At 72.7% G+C, this 18576-nt stretch carries 16 protein-coding genes; 6 read left to right on the forward strand and 10 right to left on the reverse strand.

All coding sequences use genetic code 11. The features are described 5' to 3' along the window. Positions 1 to 17: 17 nt before the first annotated feature. Both EV385_RS00280 and EV385_RS00285 read right to left on the reverse strand, forming a co-directional pair. On the reverse strand, positions 18 to 959 hold the full coding sequence (locus tag EV385_RS00280; protein WP_242625210.1) for a helix-turn-helix transcriptional regulator: 942 nt from the start codon (positions 957 to 959) through the stop codon (positions 18 to 20). Between the two features lie 131 nt (positions 960 to 1090). After that, positions 1091 to 2215 carry an alkane 1-monooxygenase gene (locus tag EV385_RS00285; protein ID WP_130507609.1) on the reverse strand — a complete coding sequence of 375 codons (1125 nt, stop codon included), beginning with the start codon at positions 2213 to 2215 and terminating at the stop codon, positions 1091 to 1093. Between the two features lie 96 nt (positions 2216 to 2311). Here EV385_RS00285 and EV385_RS00290 point away from each other — a divergent pair, with 96 nt between their 5' ends. Further along, positions 2312 to 2914 (forward strand): TetR/AcrR family transcriptional regulator, encoded by a 603-nt coding sequence (locus EV385_RS00290; RefSeq protein WP_130507610.1) that lies wholly within the window; start codon positions 2312 to 2314, stop codon positions 2912 to 2914. A 91-nt stretch (positions 2915 to 3005) separates the two neighbouring features. Here the strand turns inward: EV385_RS00290 and EV385_RS00295 are convergent, their stop codons facing one another. From EV385_RS00295 to EV385_RS00325, 7 genes are all read right to left on the reverse strand, one after another. After that, positions 3006 to 3521: a hypothetical protein gene (locus EV385_RS00295; protein WP_130507611.1), complete on the reverse strand. Its 516-nt coding sequence runs from the start codon at positions 3519 to 3521 to the stop codon at positions 3006 to 3008. A gap of 137 nt (positions 3522 to 3658) precedes the next feature. Further along, positions 3659 to 5035, reverse strand: coding sequence for an MFS transporter (locus EV385_RS00300; protein WP_130507612.1), 1377 nt, complete (start codon positions 5033 to 5035; stop codon positions 3659 to 3661). Continuing rightward, complete coding sequence (locus EV385_RS00305) at positions 5032 to 5361, reverse strand: Rieske (2Fe-2S) protein (protein ID WP_130507613.1); 330 nt, start codon at positions 5359 to 5361, stop codon at positions 5032 to 5034. The genes EV385_RS00300 and EV385_RS00305 overlap by 4 nt, the downstream gene beginning before the upstream one ends. Continuing rightward, positions 5358 to 7871 (reverse strand): nitrite reductase large subunit NirB, encoded by a 2514-nt coding sequence (nirB, locus tag EV385_RS00310; RefSeq protein ID WP_242624611.1) that lies wholly within the window; start codon positions 7869 to 7871, stop codon positions 5358 to 5360. The genes EV385_RS00305 and nirB overlap by 4 nt, the downstream gene beginning before the upstream one ends. Next, on the reverse strand, positions 7872 to 10034 hold the full coding sequence (locus tag EV385_RS00315) for a molybdopterin oxidoreductase family protein (RefSeq protein ID WP_207230042.1): 2163 nt from the start codon (positions 10032 to 10034) through the stop codon (positions 7872 to 7874). 189 nt (positions 10035 to 10223) lie between these two features. Next, a complete protein-coding gene (locus EV385_RS00320; RefSeq protein ID WP_130507615.1) occupies positions 10224 to 10928 on the reverse strand; it encodes a sirohydrochlorin chelatase in 705 nt (234 codons plus the stop codon). Between the two features lie 28 nt (positions 10929 to 10956). Continuing rightward, positions 10957 to 12072, reverse strand: a complete 1116-nt coding sequence (locus EV385_RS00325; protein WP_130507616.1) for a uroporphyrinogen-III synthase — start codon at positions 12070 to 12072, stop codon at positions 10957 to 10959. 184 nt (positions 12073 to 12256) lie between these two features. Here EV385_RS00325 and EV385_RS00330 point away from each other — a divergent pair, with 184 nt between their 5' ends. The 4 genes from EV385_RS00330 (at position 12257) to EV385_RS00350 (ending at position 16109) form a co-directional block, all read left to right on the forward strand. Beyond that, positions 12257 to 12652 (forward strand): YkvA family protein, encoded by a 396-nt coding sequence (locus tag EV385_RS00330; protein ID WP_130507617.1) that lies wholly within the window; start codon positions 12257 to 12259, stop codon positions 12650 to 12652. Positions 12653 to 12725: 73 nt separating this feature from the next. Beyond that, positions 12726 to 13925, forward strand: a complete 1200-nt coding sequence (locus tag EV385_RS00335) for a hypothetical protein (protein ID WP_130507618.1) — start codon at positions 12726 to 12728, stop codon at positions 13923 to 13925. A 12-nt stretch (positions 13926 to 13937) separates the two neighbouring features. Continuing rightward, positions 13938 to 14837, forward strand: coding sequence for an SCO6745 family protein (locus tag EV385_RS00340; RefSeq protein WP_130507619.1), 900 nt, complete (start codon positions 13938 to 13940; stop codon positions 14835 to 14837). A gap of 375 nt (positions 14838 to 15212) precedes the next feature. Further along, positions 15213 to 16109: a 5'-3' exonuclease gene (locus EV385_RS00350; RefSeq protein ID WP_130512967.1), complete on the forward strand. Its 897-nt coding sequence runs from the start codon at positions 15213 to 15215 to the stop codon at positions 16107 to 16109. 59 nt (positions 16110 to 16168) lie between these two features. Here EV385_RS00350 and EV385_RS00355 read toward each other — a convergent pair whose 3' ends face one another. Continuing rightward, positions 16169 to 16624, reverse strand: coding sequence for a glycosyltransferase (locus EV385_RS00355; protein WP_130507620.1), 456 nt, complete (start codon positions 16622 to 16624; stop codon positions 16169 to 16171). 355 nt (positions 16625 to 16979) lie between these two features. Between EV385_RS00355 and EV385_RS00360 the strand changes: the two genes are divergently transcribed. Next, positions 16980 to 18311, forward strand: coding sequence for a sulfatase-like hydrolase/transferase (locus EV385_RS00360; RefSeq protein ID WP_165449340.1), 1332 nt, complete (start codon positions 16980 to 16982; stop codon positions 18309 to 18311). Positions 18312 to 18576: the final 265 nt, after the last annotated feature.

Consider the following 18576-nt stretch of genomic DNA (forward strand, 5'->3'; position numbering starts at 1 on the left):
GGACATCGCCAGAGCCCTCAGGCGCGCCCGCCGCGCAGCGCGTGGGAGGGGGTGATGCCATAGGTGGCGCGGTAGATGGTGGTGAAGCGACTGTGGTTGGCGAATCCCCAGTGGGTGGCGATCTCGCCGACGGTGGTGCGGGTGGGATCAGCGGCCTGGATCTCGCGGTGCGCGTGTTCGAGGCGGACCCGGCCCAGGTAGGCCATGGGGGTCGTGTCGAGGTGGCGCCGGAAGGCCAGTTGCACCGTTCGGATGCTCACGCGGGCGGCGGCGGCGATCTCGGCGGGGCTGACGTCGCGGTGCGCGTTGTCGTCGATGTAGGCGACGGCGCGGCGCAGGCTGGCCGGACGGGCGTCACGGCTGTCCTCGAGGGTGGGGTCGAGCAGGGCGTTGTTCGGGAAGGCGACCAGGGCGGTGGCGGCCAGTAACCGGGCGAGGCGGCCGGTCAGCAAGGGCTGATCCACGGCGGACAGACCCGCGACGGCCTCCCGCACGTACGTGAAGACGGTGTTCCATCGGCGGGCGGCCTGTGCGCAGACGGGGCGGTAGCCGGTGAATCGCAACGGCTGAGCGATGTGGTCGGGCGAGGTGGCGGCGACCTGGGCGAGCAGGTCCGGATCGAGGTGGGCGGACTCGGCGTGCAGGTCGTGCACGGTGGCCCGCCAGTCCTGGCCTGGATGGCACGCGATGAAGAGGTCGCCGGGGCTGTGGTCGGCGGCGGCGGTGCCGCTGCGGTAGGTGACGGTGCCGGACACGACGCGGCCGATCGGGATGAACCGGACCGGGTCACCGTGGGCGGTGAAGCGCATCGCGAAGCAGACGCTGTCCAGGATCACCGGGCCGAGGCTGGTCTGCGCGACGCGCATGTGGTGGCGGTCGCCGACCGACTCCAGCCGGCATCGCGCGATGTTGTCGTTGAGCATCTGCTCGGCGACCTGCGCGTCGGTCGTCTCGAACATACGGATCAAGGGCGGCTCCTCATGGCCTACCCATCAAACGCAGACACAGCCCCATGAACGCAAGAGTCCGCGCAACTCGGGGGACCGAATTGGCACGATCGGGAGCTCGTGGCGCCGTCGCACCGGATCGGTTACCCGGGCGGGCGGAAGCCGGGCATGGTGTTGGCCAAGGTGGCGTCGCCGCCGTAGTGGGCCAGCACCCGGGGATTCATGATCCGGCGCCACAGTGGCGGGATGAGGGCGAGCACCACCATGGTGGCGTATCCGGCGGGCAGCTGCGGCGATTCCTCGAAGGTGCGCAGGCTCTGGTAGCGGCGCAGCGGGTTGGCGTGATGGTCGCTGTGCCGCTGCAACTGGAACAGGAAGACGTTGGTGACCAGCCGGTCGCTGTTCCAGCTGTGCCGCGGGTCGACCTTCTCGTACCGGCCGGTGGCGGTGCGTTGCCGGAGCAGCCCATAGTGCTCCAGGTAGTTGACCACCTCCAGCAGGGAGAAGCCGACGACGGCCTGCAGGAGCAGGAACGGCAGGACCCGTGGGCCGAAGCCGGCGGTCAGTGCCGCGTACAGCAGGGCCGTCATGGCCCAGGCGTTGAGGATGTCGTTGCGCCACGTCCATGGTGAACGGGAGCGGATCCGGAACCGGGCCGTCTCCAGCCGCCACGCCGAGCGCAGGCTGCCCGGCACGGTGCGGGCCCAGAACCGGTAGTAGCTCTCCCCCAGCCGCGAGCTGGCCGGGTCCTCGGGCGTGGCGACCCGTACGTGATGGCCGCGGTTGTGCTCGACGAAGAAGTGCCCGTAGCCGGTCGGGGCCAGCGCGATCTTGGACAGCCAGCGCTCCACGGATTCGCGTTTGTGGCCCAGTTCGTGCGCGGTGTTGATGGCGACGCCGTTGACCAGGCCCGCGGTCAGTACCAGCGCGGCCGCGCCGGCCGGGCCGGGGCCCGCGACCCAGACCCCGCACGCGGCGATCAGGGCGGCGTACTGCGCGGGCAGGAACAGGTACGTGATCCACCGGTAGTAGCGGGAAGCCTGCAGGGCCGGCACCGCGTCCTCCGGCGGGTTGGCGCGGTCGTCGCCGATCAGCAGGTCGATGGCGGGGATGACGCCGAGGATGACGACCGGGGTGAGCCACCAGGCCCAGGCGCCGTTGGTGACGGTGGCGAGCAGCAGGGAGACGAAGGGCAGGGCGGGCACAACCAGCGCCAGCGGCCAGAGCGGACGCTTGGTGTCCCGCCACGCAGCGGCAGCGATTTCCATCACTCGATGCTTTACACGGCTCCGTCGAATGTCAAGACTTTTGACAGAGGCGCCTTCTTTGTCTACGGTCGGGGCGTGATAGAGCCTGTCCGCTCGATGCGTGAGCAGAATCGCCGGCTGCTGCGCGGGTCGCTGATCGCGGCCGCGCGGGAGCTGACCGCGTCCCGTGGCTGGGACAGCGTGCGGATGGCCGACGTCGCCGAGGCCGCCGGGGTGAGCCGGCAGACGCTCTACAACGAGTTCGAGAACAAGGCCGGCCTCGGTGCGGCGGTGGCCACCCGCGAGATCGAGCAGTTCGTCGCCGCCGTACGCGAGGATCTCGCCGCTCCCGGCGACGACCTCCGGGCCGCCGCCGAGACCGCGATCCGGCACGCCCTCACGGCGGCCGCGGAGAACCCGCTGGTCAAGACGATCCTCACCAGCGCCCCCGACGACCTGCTGCCGTACCTGACGACCCGGGCGGACGTCGTGCTGGTCCTGGCCAGCGAGGTCGTCCGCGAGTGGGCCGCCGCCCGGCTGCCGGGCGTCACCGAGGCGGCACTCGCCCCAGCCGCCGAGTCGATCGTGCGCCTGGTGGTGAGCCACGTCGTGCTGCCGTCGGCCGCGCCGGAGACCACCGCGGTCACGCTGGCCGACACGCTGATGCGGCTTCTGCCGCGCACCCCGCCGGACAACGGCGACCAGCCCGGGCGGATCTGACTCTCTCACCCCTGGTGGCGCACCTCGTGGACGCCGACCTCGATGAGGCGCCCGGGGCTCGACTGGACCGCCGAACGCGACGGGATGCCGTTCAGGGCAGCGGGAGCGGCGGCGCCTCGCCGGCCACCGCAGCGGTCCCGGAGTGCCGGGGCGGCGGTGGCGGATCGGCGGCCGGCGAACGGCTGAACCGGGCGCCCGGGCGCCGGACCACCTCCAGCGTCACCAGGTGCACAGGCGCGGGCGGGATCGCGAACCGGCCCGTGCCCCAGCGGATCCAGATCGCCACGCGACCGGCCCGCGCCTCGGCGAGCAGCTTCTCGACCGTACGTTTGCGGTCTGTGTGGTCCACCTCAATGACCACCGGCGGCGCGTCCGGACGGGCACAGGCCACGTCGAGGACGGACTGCCGGTGCTGCAGCGGCGGCGGCAGCGGGACGACGCTGGCCGCCCGCCGGTACGCCCGCCAGCCGTGCCCCCGCGCCCACGCCACCGCCGCGTCGACGAGCTGCCCGGTGACCTGCTGCTGGTCCAGGTCGGCGAAGGTCAGCTCCGCGAGCCGGGCAGCGAGGTCGGCGGCCAGGCGGGCACCATCGTCGGCGACGTCCATCCCGGCAGGATAGGCGGCCGGTCCCGTCCTCTGCCGGGTGACCGTCGGCGGGGCGGGCACGGCGAGGCCGCCCGGCAGAACCTGCCGGACGGCCTCAGACACCCCCGGAGCAGCAGCACCCCGTGGACGGTGAGTGGTCAGACGCCCTGCAGGCGGCCGGCCGAGGGCCGCAGGTAGACGGCCCAGGTGACCACGAGGCAGACGATGTAGAAGGCGATGAAGGCAAGGTACGCCGCGTCGGCGCTCTTGTATTCCAGGAACGACTGCCGGAACGCCAGGTTCACCAGCACCCCGCCGAACGCGCCGACCGCGCCCGCGATGCCGATCAGCGCGTTGGACAGCCGCCGCGCCTCGTGCTCGGCCGCGCGCGGGTCGGCGCCCGGCAGGGCCCGCGCCGCGCACTTGGCCCGCAGGATGGCCGGGATCATCTTGTACGTCGAGCCGTTGCCGACCCCGCTGAACACGAACAGCGAGATGAATCCGACGATGTACAGCGGCAGCGACTGCTGTTGCGAGGCGACCAGCACGATGCTGGCGCCGAGCGCCATCGCGGCGAAGTTGACCAGCGTGACCCGGGCGCCGCCGAGCCGGTCGGCCAGCGCGCCACCCACGGGCCGGATGAGCGAGCCGAGCAGCGGGCCGAGGAACGTCAGGTAGGCCGCCTTGACCGGGGTGCTGAACGTGTCCGCGAACTGCACCTGCAGCACCTGGCCGAACGCGAAGCCGAAGCCGATGAACGAGCCGAACGTGCCGATGTACAGCAGCGACATGATCCAGGTGTGCGGTTCCTTCGTCACGTCGCGCATGGCCCGCTTCTCGTTTCGGGCGTGGCTGAGGTTGTCCATGAACAGCGCCGCACACAGCGCCGCGATGACGATCAGCGGAATGTAGATGCCCGCCACCACGCCCGGGTGCCCGGCACCGAGCGTGGCCAGCACGAACAGCCCGACCAACTGCACCGCGGCCACCCCGAGGTTGCCGCCGCCCGCGTTGATGCCCAGCGCCCAGCCCTTGAGCCGGTCCGGGTAGAACGCGTTGATGTTGGCCATGGAGGAGGCGAAGTTGCCGCCGCCGACGCCCGCGATCGCCGCGATGACCAGCAGCGTCGTGTACGACACCCCGGGCTGGATCAGGAACGCGGCGAGGATCGACGGGATCAGCAGCAGCGCGGCGCTGACGATCGTCCAGTTGCGCCCGCCGAACCGGGCCACCGCGAACGTGTACGGGATCCGCAGCGCGGATCCGACCAGCGCGGGCACCGCGGTGAGCAGGAACTTGCCGGCCGGGTCGATGCCGTACGCGGGGCCGAGGAACAGCACCAGCACCGACCACATCGTCCACACCGAGAAGCCGATGTGCTCGCTGAAGATGGAGTAGATGAGGTTGCGCCGGGCGATCCGGGCGCCGTGCGCCTTCCAGAACTCCGGATCCTCGGGCCGCCAGTCGTCGATCCAGTGGCCCCGGATCGTCAGGGTCGGCCGGGTTGCGGGGGCAACGGGCAAGGTGGCTGTCATGGCAGGCCTCCCGAAATGATGATGGTGTTGTCGTCGTCCACCCGAACGGGATAGACGGTTATCGGTGGCGCGCCGGTGGTGGAGCAGCCGGTGCGCAGGTCGAAGGCGTGCTGGTGCAGCGGGCAGACCACGACGCGCTGGTCGGCCAGGCCGTCGGCGAGGGGACCACCGGCGTGCGGGCAGACCGCGGACACCGCCCGCAGCCCCCCGTCGCGAAGCCGGAACACCGCGACCATCTCCCCGCCGACCGCGTACGCGCGGGCCTCACCGACCGGGATCTCGTCGACCGGTCCGAGCCGGTACTCGGCGAGTGACTGGGTGGTCATGCGCGTCCTTCCTGGGCGGCGGCGACCGGCTCGCGGACGGGCACCTGGGGCAGCACGGTCAGGGGCAGGGAGCTGCGGAACTGGCCCGGGGTGACCGGTGTGGACCGTTCCTGCCACGGGTCGCGGTAGGTCGCCACGTGTTCCGCGACGGCCGCGTCGAGCCGATCGGCGATGCCCTCGGCGTCGTCCACGACGATCGCCCGGACCACGTCGATGCCGATGCGGGGCACGAACGCGTACGTGCGCTCCAGCCAGTTCGCGTTCTCCCGGTAGTACTGCAGGAACCGGCCGGTCAGGGTGAGCACCTCGTCGGCGGAGTCCACGGTGGCCAGCAGGTCACCCTTGCGGACGTGGGCGCCCGCCGCGCCGCCGACGTAGATCTCCCACTTGCCGCCCTCGATCGCGACGACGCCCAGGTCTTTGACGTACGCCTCGGCGCAGTTGCGGGGGCAGCCCGTGACGGCGAGCTTCATCTTGCCCGGCCCTTCGAGGCCCTGGTAGCGCTCCTCGATGGCGATGCCCAGCGCGGTGGAGTCGCCGACGCCGAAGCGGCAGAAGTCCGAGCCGACGCAGGTCTTCACGGTGCGGAAGCTCTTGCCGTACGCCCAGCCCGAGGGCATGTCGAGGTCGGCCCAGATCTGCGGCAGGTTCTCCTTCGGCACCCCGAGCAGGTCGATGCGCTGCCCACCGGTGAGCTTCACCATGGGTACGTCGTGCTTCTCGGCGACCTCGGCGATCCGCTTGAGCTGCGCCGGGGTGGTGACCCCGCCCTTCATCTGCGGCACCACGGAGAACGTGCCGTCGCGCTGGATGTTGGCGTGCACCCGGTCGTTGATGAACCGGGCGTCCCGCTCGTCGTCGTATTCGGCGCCCCACATCATCTTCAGCAGCGACGCGAGACCCATCTTGCTCTTCGCGTCCTCCTCGCCGCCGGGGGCGAGCAGCGCGAACACCGACGAGACGCTCTTGAGTCCGTGCGTGCGGATGGCCTCCATCAGCTCCGGCTTGGGCATCGGCACGCCGGGGACGTACCAGCTCGCCGCGGGGTCCTCCTCGACCTCGCCGCCGGCGGCCCACTCCACGATCTGCTGCACCAGGCCCTTGCAGGAGCCGCAGCCCTTGCCCGCCCGGGTCTTGTCCATCACCCCGCTGACGGACTTGACCCCACACTGCACCGCCTCGACGATGTCGCCCTTGCACACACCGTTGCAGTTGCACACCTGGGCGTCGTCGGCCATCTCGGCCGCGCTGACCTCAGCGGGCGGACCGCCGAGGTCGAAGAGCAGCCCGGCGCGTTCCTCGGGCAGCGGCAGGCCCCGGTCGAACGCCTGCATGAGGAACGCGACCTTGCGAACGTCACCGACGAGGGTGGCGCCGACGAGGCGGTCGTCGCGGATGATGAGGCTCTGGTAGACACCCCGGCGCGGCTCGGCGAACGTCACCGTCTCGTCGGTGTCGAGTTCGGGCTCCTTGAGGCCCATCGCGGCGACGTCCACCCCGGCCACCTTGAGCTTCGTGGCCACCTGCGACCCGTGGTACGCCGCGTCCAGGTTCCTGCCGGTGATGTGGTCGGCCAGCACCCGGGCCTGGTCCCACAGCGGCGCGACCAGCCCGTACGTGACGCCGCGGTGCTGGGCGCACTCCCCCACCGCGTAGATGTCGGTCTCGCCGGCCACCCGCATCTGGTCGTCCACGACGACGCCCTGCTCGACGGAGAGTCCGCTGGTGGTCGCGAGTTCCGTGTTGGCGCGGATCCCGGCCGCCAGCACCACGACGTCGCAGTCGATGACCCGGCCGTTCTTCAGCTTGACGCCGGTGACCGCGTGCTTGCCGAGGATCTCCGTGGTGAGGCCGTCGCAGATCACCTCGATGCCGAGCTTCTCGACGCTGGCCTGCAGTGTCTTTCCGGCGGGCTCGTCGAGCTGGGTGTTCATCAGGTGGCCCATCGCGTGGATCAGGGTCACGTGGCTGACGTGCTGCTGCAGGCCGCGCGCCGCCTCCAGGCCGAGCAGGCCGCCCCCGATGACGACCGCCCGCTCGTGGTCCCGGGCGTAGCGGATCATGTTGCGGGTGTCGTCCAGCGTCCGGAACGCGAAGACGCCCTGGTGGTAGCCGCGCCCGGGGCGGTGCACCCCGGTGATCGGCGGCACGAACGCGGTGCTGCCGGTCGCGATGATCAGTTTGTCGTACGGGGTCTGCGTGCCGTCGTCGGCGTGCACCAGCTTGTGCTTGCGGTCGATCTTGTCGACCTTGCAGCCCGCGTGCAGGGTGATGCCGTTGTCGGCGTACCACTGCAGGTCGTTGAGGAAGATGCCCGCCTCGTCCTCCACGCCCGCGAGGACGTTGGAGAGCATGATGCGGTTGTAGTTGCCGTGCGGCTCCTCACCGAACATGGTGATGGCGTACCGGTCCGGGTCGCGCTGCAGGATCTCTTCGACCGTGCGGGCGCCGGCCATGCCGTTACCGACGACGACGAGGCGCTCGCGCTCGGATGGCTTTGACGTATGCACTCAACGGTCCCTTTCGTTGACAGGCAGACGGGGGGCGTCCGTGGTGAGCAGGCCGGTGTCGTCCGGCCCGCCCGCGCGGGCGATCGCCACGGCGCAGGCTTTGAAGGCGGGCATCCGCGAATACGGGTCCAGCGCGGGGTCGGTGAGTCCGTTCGCGGCGGAGCTGCCGCCCCAGTGGAACGGCGCGAACACGGTGTCGGGCCGGATCCCGTCGTTGAGCTTGACCCGGAAGAACGCGCGGCCCCGGCGGGTGCGCAGCTCGACCACGTCGCCCGCCCCGATGCCGTGGCGCCGGGCGAGATCCGGGTGCAGTTCGGCGCGCGGGTCCGGCAGCGCGGTGGTCAGCGCCCGGACCCGGCGGGTCTGGTTGCCGGACTGGTAGTGCTGCATCGTCCGGCCGGTGGTCAACACGTACGGGTAGTCGCGGTCGGGCAGTTCCGCCGGGTCACGGTGCTCGACGCGGTGGAACCGGGCCCGGCCGTCCGCGGTCGGGAACGACTCGGCGAACAGTCGCGGCGTACCCGGATGGTCCTCGGCCGGGCACGGCCAGAACACGCCCTGCTCGGCCTCGATGCGCTCCCAGGTGATGCCGGCGTAGTCGGCGATGCCGCCCGCGCTGGCCCGGCGCAGCTCGTCGAAGACCGCGCGCTCGTCGGCGGTGAAGTACTTGCCCCGGCCCAGCCGCTCGGCCAGCTCGGCCATGACCTGCAGGTCCGTACGGACCTCCGGCGGCGGGGGCAGCGCGCGGTGGCGGCGCAGCACCCGGCCCTCCAGATTGGTCATCGTGCCCTCCTCCTCCGCCCACTGGGCGGTCGGCAGCACGACGTCGGCGAGGGCGGCGGTCTCGGACAGGAAGATGTCGGAGACGACGAGCAGATCCAGGGCACGCAGCCGGTCCAGGACCCGGTTGGTGTGCGGGGCGGAGACCGCGATGTTGCTGGCCAGCACGAGCAGGACGCGCACGCCGCCGTCCGTGCCGAGACGGTCGATCATTTCGTACGCGGAGCGGCCCGGCCCGGGCAGTTCGTCGGGGTCGATGCCCCACACGCGGGCGACGTGCGCCCGGGCGGCCGGATCGTCGAGCTTGCGGTAGCCGGGCAGCTGGTCGGCCTTCTGGCCGTGCTCGCGGCCGCCCTGCCCGTTGCCCTGACCGGTGATCGTGCCGTACCCGGAGTTCGGGCGGCCCGGCAGGCCCAGCGCCAGGGCCAGGTTCAGGTACGCCTGGGCGGTGTCCGTGCCGTTGCTGTGCTGCTCCGCGCCGCGCGCCGTGAGGATCATCGCGGACTCGGCCTCGGCCAGCGCGTGCACCGTGGCCCGCAGGTCGGCCGCGCTGACCCCGGTCATCCGCTCCACCCGGTCCGGCCAGTACGCGGCCACCGCCGCGCGGACGGAGTCGAAGCCGGTGGTGCGGTCGTTGACGTACTTCTCGTCGACCAGGCCCTCGCGGATCGCGATGTGCAGCATGCCGTTGGCCAGCGCCAGATCCGTGCCGGGCAGGGGCTGCAGGTGCAGGTGGGCGCCCGCCGCGGTGGGCGTGCGGCGCGGGTCCACCACGATGTGTTTCGCGCCCGCGGCCCGGCCCGCGTCCAGGTACTGCATGGACGGCGGCATCGCGTCGGCCGGGTTGGCGCCGACCAGCAGCACGGTCCGCGCCTCGGCCAGGTCGGCGAGGGGGAACGGCAGGCCCCGGTCGACGCCGAAGGAGCGGTTGCCCGCGGTGGCCGCCGAGGACATGCAGAACCGGCCGTTGTAGTCGATCGACGCGGACCGCAACGCCACCCGGACGAACTTGCCCAGCGCGTACGCCTTCTCGTTGGTGAGCCCGCCGCCGCCGAACGCGCCCACCGAGTCCGGACCGTAGGTGTCCTGGGCGCGGCGGATCCCGGCGACGATGCGCTCCAGTGCCTCGTCCCAGGTGGCCTCGCGCAGCGGGCTGGTGCGGTCCGCGGGGTTCTTGCGCACCAGCGGGGTGAGCAGGCGGTCGGGGTGGTCGAGCAGGTCCGCCGCGGTCCAGCCCTTGGCGCACAGGCCGCCCCGGTTCACCGGGAAGTCCGCCGGCCTCAGCTCCACCCCGCCGAGCCGGGGGCTCAGCGTGATGCCGCACTGCAGGGCGCAGTACGGGCAGTGCGTCTCGACGGTGCGTGATGTGCTCACACCGGAAATGCTCGACCGGCGCTGTTTCTGCCCTGGTCCCCGGTCATTTCGCGGCCGTACAGTTCCTCCGTCAACCGCACCACGGTGATTGTGAGAACTCCGGGCCGCCCGGGACGGGCACGGCTGTGTGAAGAGTCCGGGTCAGGAGCTGACCCGGACTCTTCAGGATCTGGAAGGGCGTGGTCCGGGCCACGGTGGCTAGCGGCCGCAGGTCGCGGCGGGCGCGGGGCAGTGCGCGGCGTCGCTGCTCGCCACGGCCGCGTCGTAGCGGCGGAGCACCAGGTCGGCGATGCGCCCCGAGGTCACCAACGGGGCGGTGACCACGTCCGCGCCCGCATGCCGCAAGGTCCGGTAGAACAGCCCGTCCACCAGCAGATACGTGGCGACCGCGATCCGGCGGGCGCCGGCGGCGCGCAGCCCGGCGACCACGTCGGACACTCGGGGGCCGCTGCCGGAGGCGTACCCGATCCGGGGAAGTCCGGGCAGTGCCCGGGCCACCGCGGCCACGTCCGCCCGCCAGCGGGCATCGGCGGAACCGGCCGCGGCGAGCACCACCGCGTCGGCGGGACCGGCCGCCTCCAACCGCCGGGCCAGCAGTTCCACCAGCGTCGGGTCGGGGCCGAGCGGGGCGGTGATGACAGCAGCTCCGCCCTCGACGGCGGCGCCGATGTCGACACGTACGTGATAACCGGTGGACAGCAGCAGCGGCACGACCACGGCGGGCGCGCCGCCCAGACCCGCGACGACGTCCGCCACGCGGGGTTCCTGCACGTCCACGTACGCCAGGCGCACGTCGAGTCCGGGCCGGCGGAGCGCGACGTCGGCCGCGAGGCGCCGAATCTGGTCCTGCCCGGCGGGCGACCTGGTCCCGTGCGCGACACCCACCAGAACAGGCCGGCTCATGCCCTGCCCCTCTCTCGCGTGCGCTCGCTCATGAGGCGACCTCGTCGACGCGGAGGCGGTAGCCGCGCTTGATGACCGTCTCGACGTGCTTTCCGGCGCCGAGCGCGGCGCGTAGCCGGGCGACCGCCATGTCGACCGCGTGCCCGTCGTCGCCGCGCGGCAGCGCCGCGGCCAGTCGCGCCCGGGACACCACCGCGCCGGGGCGGGCGGCCAGCGCGGACAGCATGGCCATGGCGGCGGGCGCGAGCGGCTGCAGGCGGCCGTCGATGAGTACGGCGTGCCCGCGCACCTCCAGCACGCTGCCGTCGACCCGGATCCGGGCGGCGCGCTGGGGCAGCTCGTCCGTGACCATCTTGACCAGGGCCCCCAGCCGGGACCGGTGCGGCGTGGACACCGGCACACCGAGCTTCACCAGCGGCGCGGCGGTGACCGGCCCCACGCAGGCCGCCATGGTCCGGATCCGGAAGACGTCCAGGACCTCGGGGGCGGCCGTGCCCGCGATCTCCATCAGCGACAGCACCGCGGGGGCACTGGTGAACGTCACCGCGTCCACCTGTCCCGCGGTGAGCTGACCGATGAGGCGGCGGATCGGCGCGAGGTCCGGCGGCAGGGCGGAGCGGTAGACCGGCACCTCGACCACGGCTGCCCCGGCGCCACGCAGCGCCGCGATGAAATCCGCCTGCGGGCCACCGTGCAGCTGCACCGCGATGCGGCGCCCCGCGATGCCCTCCGCCAGCAGCCATTCCAGGATCTCCTCGGAGGACTCCGAGGCCGCCGTCCATTCCTCGCTCAGGTCGGCGGCCCGGATCGCCCCGCACGGCTTGGCGCCGCGGGCGATCAGCCGCGCGCGGCCCAGCGCGGTGCGCAGGGCGTCACCCATCCCCCAGCCCTCGGCGGCCTCCAGCCAGCCCCGGAAGCCGATGCCGGTGGTGGCGATGACGATGTCCGGCGCGAGCCCGACACAGGCGGCGGTAGCGGCGTGCAACGCCTCGTCGTCCTGCAGCGGCACGATCGTGATGGCGGGGGCCTGCACCACGCGGGCACCCCGGCGTTCCAGCAGCGCGGCCAGCTCGTCGCGCCGACGCTCGGCCGTCACCGCCACCGTGAAGCCGGCCAGCGGGGCCGCACCGTCGGGCTCGTCCATGGGCAACAGGCTCCCCAGCGGTCGTTACCCGTCGGAGTAGTACGTGTTACCAACATGCAAACCGCTTGTCACCGGAACCCCAGTTCACCAGTGAGGCACCAAGATCCAGCGTTGGGGGTTTGGGGCAGAGACTCACAGGTGCCTACGATCCGGGCATGGCCGCCGCTGAGGACGTGGTACGGCGATGCGTTCCTGGCTGATCGGGCTCGCCGTCGGCGCGGCGCTGCTGGTGCTGAGCTGGGCGGTGCTCGTACTGCTCGCCCGGCGCCTGCCACCCGGGATCCTGCGGGACCTGGCCGGTTTCATCCCGGCCTGCGTGACCACCGTCCGGCGGCTGCGCAAGGACCCGCGGGTGCCGCGCCGCGCCAAGATCGCGATCGTGTTCGCCGGGCTGTGGGTGGCCAGCCCGATCGACCTCATCCCCGAGTTCCTGCCGGTCATCGGCCCGCTGGACGACATCGTGGTGGTGGCGCTGGCCCTGCGGTACGCCGGGCGCCAGGTGCCGCGCGAGGTACTGCTGGCGGCGTGGCCGGGCGAGCCGGCCCTGCTGGAACGGCTGCTCGGCCCGCCCCGGCGTTGAGCGATCCGCCCCGGCGCGCCCGTATCCATCGGCGGCGCCCGATCGGGCGCGCGCGACGATCGGAGGGCACGCCATGCACGAGTCCGCACGGCCCGGCATCCACGGCGCCGAATCGCCAGACTGGACCCACGACGCGTTTCCCCCAGCGCAACCAGCCGACGAGCCGACCGAGCCGTACCCGTTTCTCCCGGCGCGAGCAGCCGACGAGCCGATCGGAGACCAGCCCGCCGCAGACCTCGGCGAGGACGGCGAGCGTTCACCGGCCGCCGACGAGGTGCCCGCCGTGGAGGCCGCCCGCCAGAGCCCGCCGGAGGGGACCGCGGGCCGCGCGGAGTCCGGCGGCGTCGTGGCGGGTGATCCCGCCGACCCGGTCGGCGGCTCGCCGCTGGCGGACGTGCTGGACGAGCCCACCGCCGAACTGCCCGTCCTGACGTCCCGCCCCGACCCGCGCCGGTGGACCGCCCGCCTCGCGGTGGCGGTCGTCGCGCTGGCCCTGATGGCCGGCGCCGTGGTCGCGATCGGGCGCGGGGACAGGCCCGTGCCATCAGCAGGGACGGCCGCCCCGGCCGGGCGGTGGGGCACCGGCACTCCCGAGCAGGCACAGGGCGCGGGCACTCCCGAGCAGGCACAGGGCACGGGCACTCCCGAGCAGGCACAGGGCGCGGCGACCGCTCCGCTCGACGGGCGCACCACGGCCGGACTGGACCTGGTGGACGCGGCCACCGCGATCCGGCTGCGCACCGCCGACCTCGGCGGCGACCTGTACCGGGTGAGCACCCCGGCCGATTCCGGCGTGCTGCCCCGGATCAGCGACGACGGCGCCCGGGTCCGGCTCGCGCTGGACCGCGCGGCGGGCGGCGGTCCCGCCGAGCTGGAGGTGGCGCTGAGCGCCCGGGTGCGCTGGGACCTGCGGGTGGCCGGCGGGACCTCGCTCAGTGTGCTGGACCTGCGGGAGGGCCGGCTCGGCACGGTGGATCTGGCGGGCGGCGCCAGCCAGATCGACCTGACCCTGCCCCGGCCCGACGGCACCTTGACCGTACGGATGACCGGCGGGGTGAGCCGCTTCGACGTGCACACCGCGGCCCGGGTGCCGATGCGGGTCCGCGTCGGCGCGGGCGCCGGACAGGTGGTGCTGGCCGGTCGGGCCCACGACAGAGTCGCGGCGGGCGCACTGTTCACCGTGGACGGATGGGACGACGCGGTCGACCGGATCGATGTGGACGCGGTGGCCGGGGTGTCCGCGCTCACGGTCGCCCCGTACGCGGCGGCGTGACAGCATGACCGGATGGCAGCAGAACAGTCCGCCGGGCTCGACCCGGCCGCCGCCCGGCTCGCCTGGCGCGCCACTGAGCCGCTGTACGGCCTGATCTTCTTCGTACCCGAGGCGCACGAGCGGTACGCGGCCCTGGGCATCCCCGAGCCGATGGGGTACTTCGCGTCGCGCGGTGCCGCCCTCGGCGCGGTCGGCCCCGGCCCGGTGGCGGCGGCGTTCTACAACTTCAACCCGGCCCTGGTCGCCCGCGCCCTGCCGGCGGCCTGGTCGCGTACCACCCCGGCGGCCGCGGTGGAGGCGAGGCTGGCGGCCGCGGACGCCGCACTGACCCGCGGGCTCGGCGACGCGATCCACGGCCCCGAGGTCGCCGAGGCGGCCCAGCTGGCCCGGCGGGCCGCCGAGGACGCCGCGGCGCACGCGGGCGGCCGGGCGCTGTACGCGGCCCACGCTGAGCTGCCCTGGCCGGAGACGCCGCACACGGTCCTGTGGCACGCGCAGATGCTGCTGCGCGAGTTCCGCGGTGACGGGCACGTCGCCGCGCTGCTGGTGGCCGGCCTTTCCGGGCTGGAGGCGCTGGTGCTGCACGGCGCGTCGGGTGAGGTCGACGCCCGGTTCCTGCGGATCAGCCGGGGCTGGAGCCGCGACGACTGGGCCGGCGCGGTCGCCGCGCTGCGCGGTCGCGGACTGCTGGAACCCGAGGGGGAGCCCGGCGGGGCGCCGGTGCTCAGCGAGCAGGGCCGGGCGCTGCGCGCCGAGCTGGAGGCGAGCACGGACCGGCTGGCCGTTCCCGCGTACGCGGGGCTGGGCGAGGCGGGCTGCGCCCGGCTGGCGGAGCTGACCCGGCCGCTGAGCCGGACGGTCGTCAAGGCCGGCCTGCTCAACCCGGAGAATGTACTCGCGGCGTCCCGCTGAGGGCGCCGGATCGGGCGGTTGCCGCCGCTGTGCCTGTGTCGAGCGCCGGAGCTGGCCGCCGCGGTGGCCGGGCTCGCGCTGCTTGCGGTGGTTCGCGGACGTGCGGGTGGGCGCCAAGGTGCGCGGACTGCAGGGACTGGCGGTCGCCGTCGCTGGTCACCGTGGCACCGGAGATGGAGTCGATGTCGGCGCTCTGTGCGGCCAGGGTTCGCTGCGCGCCCCGGATCAAGTTGATCTCCGGGCGAACCTGAAGAATTCGGGTCGGCTCCGCGCCAGAACTCATCAGGATCCGCGACGGCCCGCAGCCCGTCCGGCGCGGTGTGGGTGGGCGATGTCGTACCGCTGTGCCAGGGTGATGCGGTGACCGACCGACCGATGCTCGCCGTCGACGCGCCCAGCCTGTATTTCCGCGCTTTCCACGGCATTCCGGAGTCCGCCGCGCGCACCGCGGCCGGTGAGCCTGTCAACGCGATCCGCGGGTTCCTCGACATGCTGGCCCAGCTGGTGCGCACCCGCCGGCCCGGGCGGGTGGTGTGCGCGCTGGACGCGGACTGGCGCCCGGCGTGGCGGGTCGCGCTCGTCCCGTCCTACAAGCGGCACCGCGTGGCGCACGGCGACGTCGAGGAGGTGCCCTCGGCGCTGGAACGCCAGATTCCGGTGCTGCTGGAGGTGCTTGAGGCGATCGGGATCCCGGCGTTCGGGGTGCCCGGGTATGAGGCCGACGACGTGCTGGGCACCCTCGCCACCACGCAGCCCGCCCCGGTCGAGGTCGTGTCCGGCGATCGGGACCTGTTCCAACTGGTCGACGACGCCCGCGGGGTCCGGTTGCTCTACTGCGGCCGGGGCGTCGCCAAGCTGGAGGACAGCGACGACGCGGCGGTCACCGCCAAGTACGGCGTCCCCGCCCGGTGGTACGCCGACTTCGCCGCCCTGCGCGGTGATCCCAGCGACGGCCTGCCCGGCGTGCCGGGCGTCGGGGAGAAGACCGCGGCCCGGCTCGTCACCCGCTACGGCGGGGTCCCGGAGATCCTCGCCGCCCTGGACGACCCGGCGGCCGGTTTCGCCCCCGGCCTGCGCACCAAGCTGGTGGGCGCCCGTGACTACCTGACGGCCGCGCTGCCGGTGTGCCAGGTGGCTCGTGACGTCAAGCTGCCCGACTTCGAGCCGGCATTGCCCACCGCTCCGGTCGCTCCGGAGGCTCTGCTCACGCTGGCCGAGCGGTGGAATCTGGCGGGCTCGGCCCGCCGTCTGGTGGACGCCCTTGCCGCCTGAGCGGCCTGGGGCCCGGGTCGACGCGACCCGGAACCCCCGTCGGACCCCACCGGCCCGGATCAGACGTTGACGAGTTCCCGGCAGACCAGGGCGGGGCCGCGGGCGGCGAGGTCGTGCCGGTCCCGGGCGAGGTGCAGGCTCTCGACGACCTCGTACGGGTCGATCTCGGTGTCACCGTCGACGTCGACGATGCCGATCCACGCGCCGGTGGAGGCGGTGAAGCCGGCCTGCAGGGCGGCACCCTTGTCCTGGATGTCGCGGCTGGCGATGAGCCGGGTGTGCGGCAGCTCCTCCAGGGTGGCGACGGTGCCGTCGATGCAGCCCGCCGACACGGCGATGATCTCGAAGGTGATGTTCTGCGCGTGCAGCACCTCAGTCAGCCGCTGCACGGTCTGGCGCAGGGCGACACCCGGGCGGTGGAACGGGATGATCACGGTGAAGTCGACCGCGCTCGGGCCAGTGGCCGGGACGACGACGGGCGGGGCGGCGATGAGGTTCGCAACGGTGGTGGTCATGCCAATCAGGTTCGGCCGCCAAGCTCAATGCGACCTCAGGCCGCCGTAAACACCTGCGCAAAGCTCCAGAACCGCTCCGGCGGGCGGGCACCGCGACCTGGTCGCGGCGGAATCCCGACCTGGTCGCGGCGGAATCCCGGCCCGGTCGCGGTCGGCGGAGGGTGGTGAAACCCCGCTCACGGCGTCCCGCCGGGGTGCAGACTGGAAGCCAGACCGCCGGGCCCCGTCTGTGGCCGGCGACGACCGCCTCGCCGTGTCGGGGTCCTGCCCGCCTCCAGCGTCAGGATCTGGGACAATGGTATATATGGGGCATTTAGTGCAAAACGGGAACGCGGCTCGCATCGTTCGCCGCGCCGTGGCCGGGTGCGCCGCCGCCGCGTGCGTCGCGGCCCTGACCGGTCCCCCACCGGCCGGCGCGATCACCGCGCAGGCGCCGAACACGCGGCCGAACATCCTGATCCTGCTCATGGACGACACGCGCACCGGCATGACCTGGGTAATGCCCAAGGCCACCGCGTGGATGGCCGACGGCGGCACGTACTTCCCGAAGGCGGTCGTGACCACGCCCTCCTGCTGCCCGAGCCGCTCGTCCATCCTGTCGGGCCGGTACGCGCACAACACCCGGGTCATCCAGCAGTCCGGCATCGGTAACTACGACCACAACAAGACGCTGCAGCACGACCTCAAGGCGGCCGGCTACCGCACCGCCGCGGTCGGCAAGCTGTTCAACAACTGGAACATCCACCTCAAGCCGCCCCACTTCGACAACTACGCGCTCGGCGCCGGCTACAACAACGCCTTCTTCGACGTCGACGGCAAGGGCGTTACCGCGCCGTACGGCACCACCTTCATCGGTCAGCAGGTCAACCGGTACCTGGACGCGTACGAGAGGACCGACTCGAAGCCGTGGTTCATCTTCGCCGGATTCACCGCGCCGCACGCCCCGTTCACGCCGGAACCGAAGTACGCCAACCTCTCGTATCCGTGGTCCGGTAATCCGGCCGTCGCCGAGACGGACCGCTCGGACAAGCCCGCGTACGTGCGCAACTTCAACCAGACGCTGGCGCAGGGCGCCGCGACCCGCCAGGCGATGCTGCGCACGCTGCGCTCGGTCGACGACGCGGTGGATGTGATCCACCAGCGCCTCGACGCGCTCGGCGAGAGCAACACGCTGGTGTTCCTGCTGTCGGACAACGGCAAGTTCTTCAGCGAGCACAAGCTGCTGGAGAAGTTCATGCCGTACCTGCAGGCGGCACAGGTGCCGTTCTACATGCGCTGGCCCGGGCACCTGCCGAACGCGCAGGACAACCGGCTGGCCGCGAACATCGACCTGACGCCGACGGCGCTGGCCGCCGCCGGGCTCACCCCGAGTTACCGCTACGACGGCCGCAACCTGCTGGCCCCCGGCGGCCGGGACCGACTGCTGTTCGAGTACTGGCGCGACCCGGACAACGGCGCCGGCATCCCAACCTGGGCGGCGACCTATGTGGCCGGCCGCTACCAGTACACCGAGACCTACGGCACCGGCGGCGCTGTGGTCTTCCGCGAGTACTACAACCTCGCCACCGACCCGTGGCAACTCACCAACGTGTTCAACGACGGTAAACCGGGCAACGAACCTGCGATCGCACCGCTGTCCACGGCGCTGAAGGCGCAGCGCACCTGCGTCGGCAGCGCCTGCCCCTGACCTCACGCGTTCCGCCCGCCGGGGTGGGTGAGTGGTGGTGTGCCTGGGCCGCAGCGGTCCGGGCGTCACAGCCACAGCGCGGACGGGGATTCGGCGTCCGGCACCAGCAACGACGGTTGACCGCCGCCGACCACACGTCGGCTGAGCGCATGCCCGGGCGGACCGCGTACCTGACCGTGTGGTCGTCGAGCCAGCCGGCCTGATCGTCGACGCTGCGCGGCTCCGCCAGCGCGGTACAGGACAGCGTCACCAGGTCGAGCACGGT

Source organism: Krasilnikovia cinnamomea (genome assembly GCF_004217545.1).
Classification (GTDB): Bacteria; Actinomycetota; Actinomycetes; order Mycobacteriales; family Micromonosporaceae; genus Actinoplanes; species Actinoplanes cinnamomeus.

Bases quoted from the DNA above. Each gene is read 5' to 3' on its own strand.
- EV385_RS00325 (WP_130507616.1), bottom strand. From the start codon at position 12,072: ATGGACGAGCCCGACGGTGCGGCCCCGCTGGCCGGCTTCACGGTGGCG.
- EV385_RS00285 (WP_130507609.1), bottom strand. From the start codon at position 2,215: ATGGAAATCGCTGCCGCTGCGTGGCGGGACACCAAGCGTCCGCTCTGG.
- EV385_RS00355 (WP_130507620.1), bottom strand. From the start codon at position 16,624: ATGACCACCACCGTTGCGAACCTCATCGCCGCCCCGCCCGTCGTCGTC.
- EV385_RS00295 (WP_130507611.1), bottom strand. From the start codon at position 3,521: ATGGACGTCGCCGACGATGGTGCCCGCCTGGCCGCCGACCTCGCTGCC.
- EV385_RS00320 (WP_130507615.1), bottom strand. From the start codon at position 10,928: ATGAGCCGGCCTGTTCTGGTGGGTGTCGCGCACGGGACCAGGTCGCCC.
- EV385_RS00340 (WP_130507619.1), top strand. From the start codon at position 13,938: ATGGCAGCAGAACAGTCCGCCGGGCTCGACCCGGCCGCCGCCCGGCTC.
- EV385_RS00290 (WP_130507610.1), top strand. From the start codon at position 2,312: ATGCGTGAGCAGAATCGCCGGCTGCTGCGCGGGTCGCTGATCGCGGCC.
- EV385_RS00330 (WP_130507617.1), top strand. From the start codon at position 12,257: ATGCGTTCCTGGCTGATCGGGCTCGCCGTCGGCGCGGCGCTGCTGGTG.
- EV385_RS00350 (WP_130512967.1), top strand. From the start codon at position 15,213: ATGCTCGCCGTCGACGCGCCCAGCCTGTATTTCCGCGCTTTCCACGGC.
- EV385_RS00305 (WP_130507613.1), bottom strand. From the start codon at position 5,361: ATGACCACCCAGTCACTCGCCGAGTACCGGCTCGGACCGGTCGACGAG.
- EV385_RS00335 (WP_130507618.1), top strand. From the start codon at position 12,726: ATGCACGAGTCCGCACGGCCCGGCATCCACGGCGCCGAATCGCCAGAC.
- EV385_RS00280 (WP_242625210.1), bottom strand. From the start codon at position 959: ATGTTCGAGACGACCGACGCGCAGGTCGCCGAGCAGATGCTCAACGAC.
- EV385_RS00300 (WP_130507612.1), bottom strand. From the start codon at position 5,035: ATGACAGCCACCTTGCCCGTTGCCCCCGCAACCCGGCCGACCCTGACG.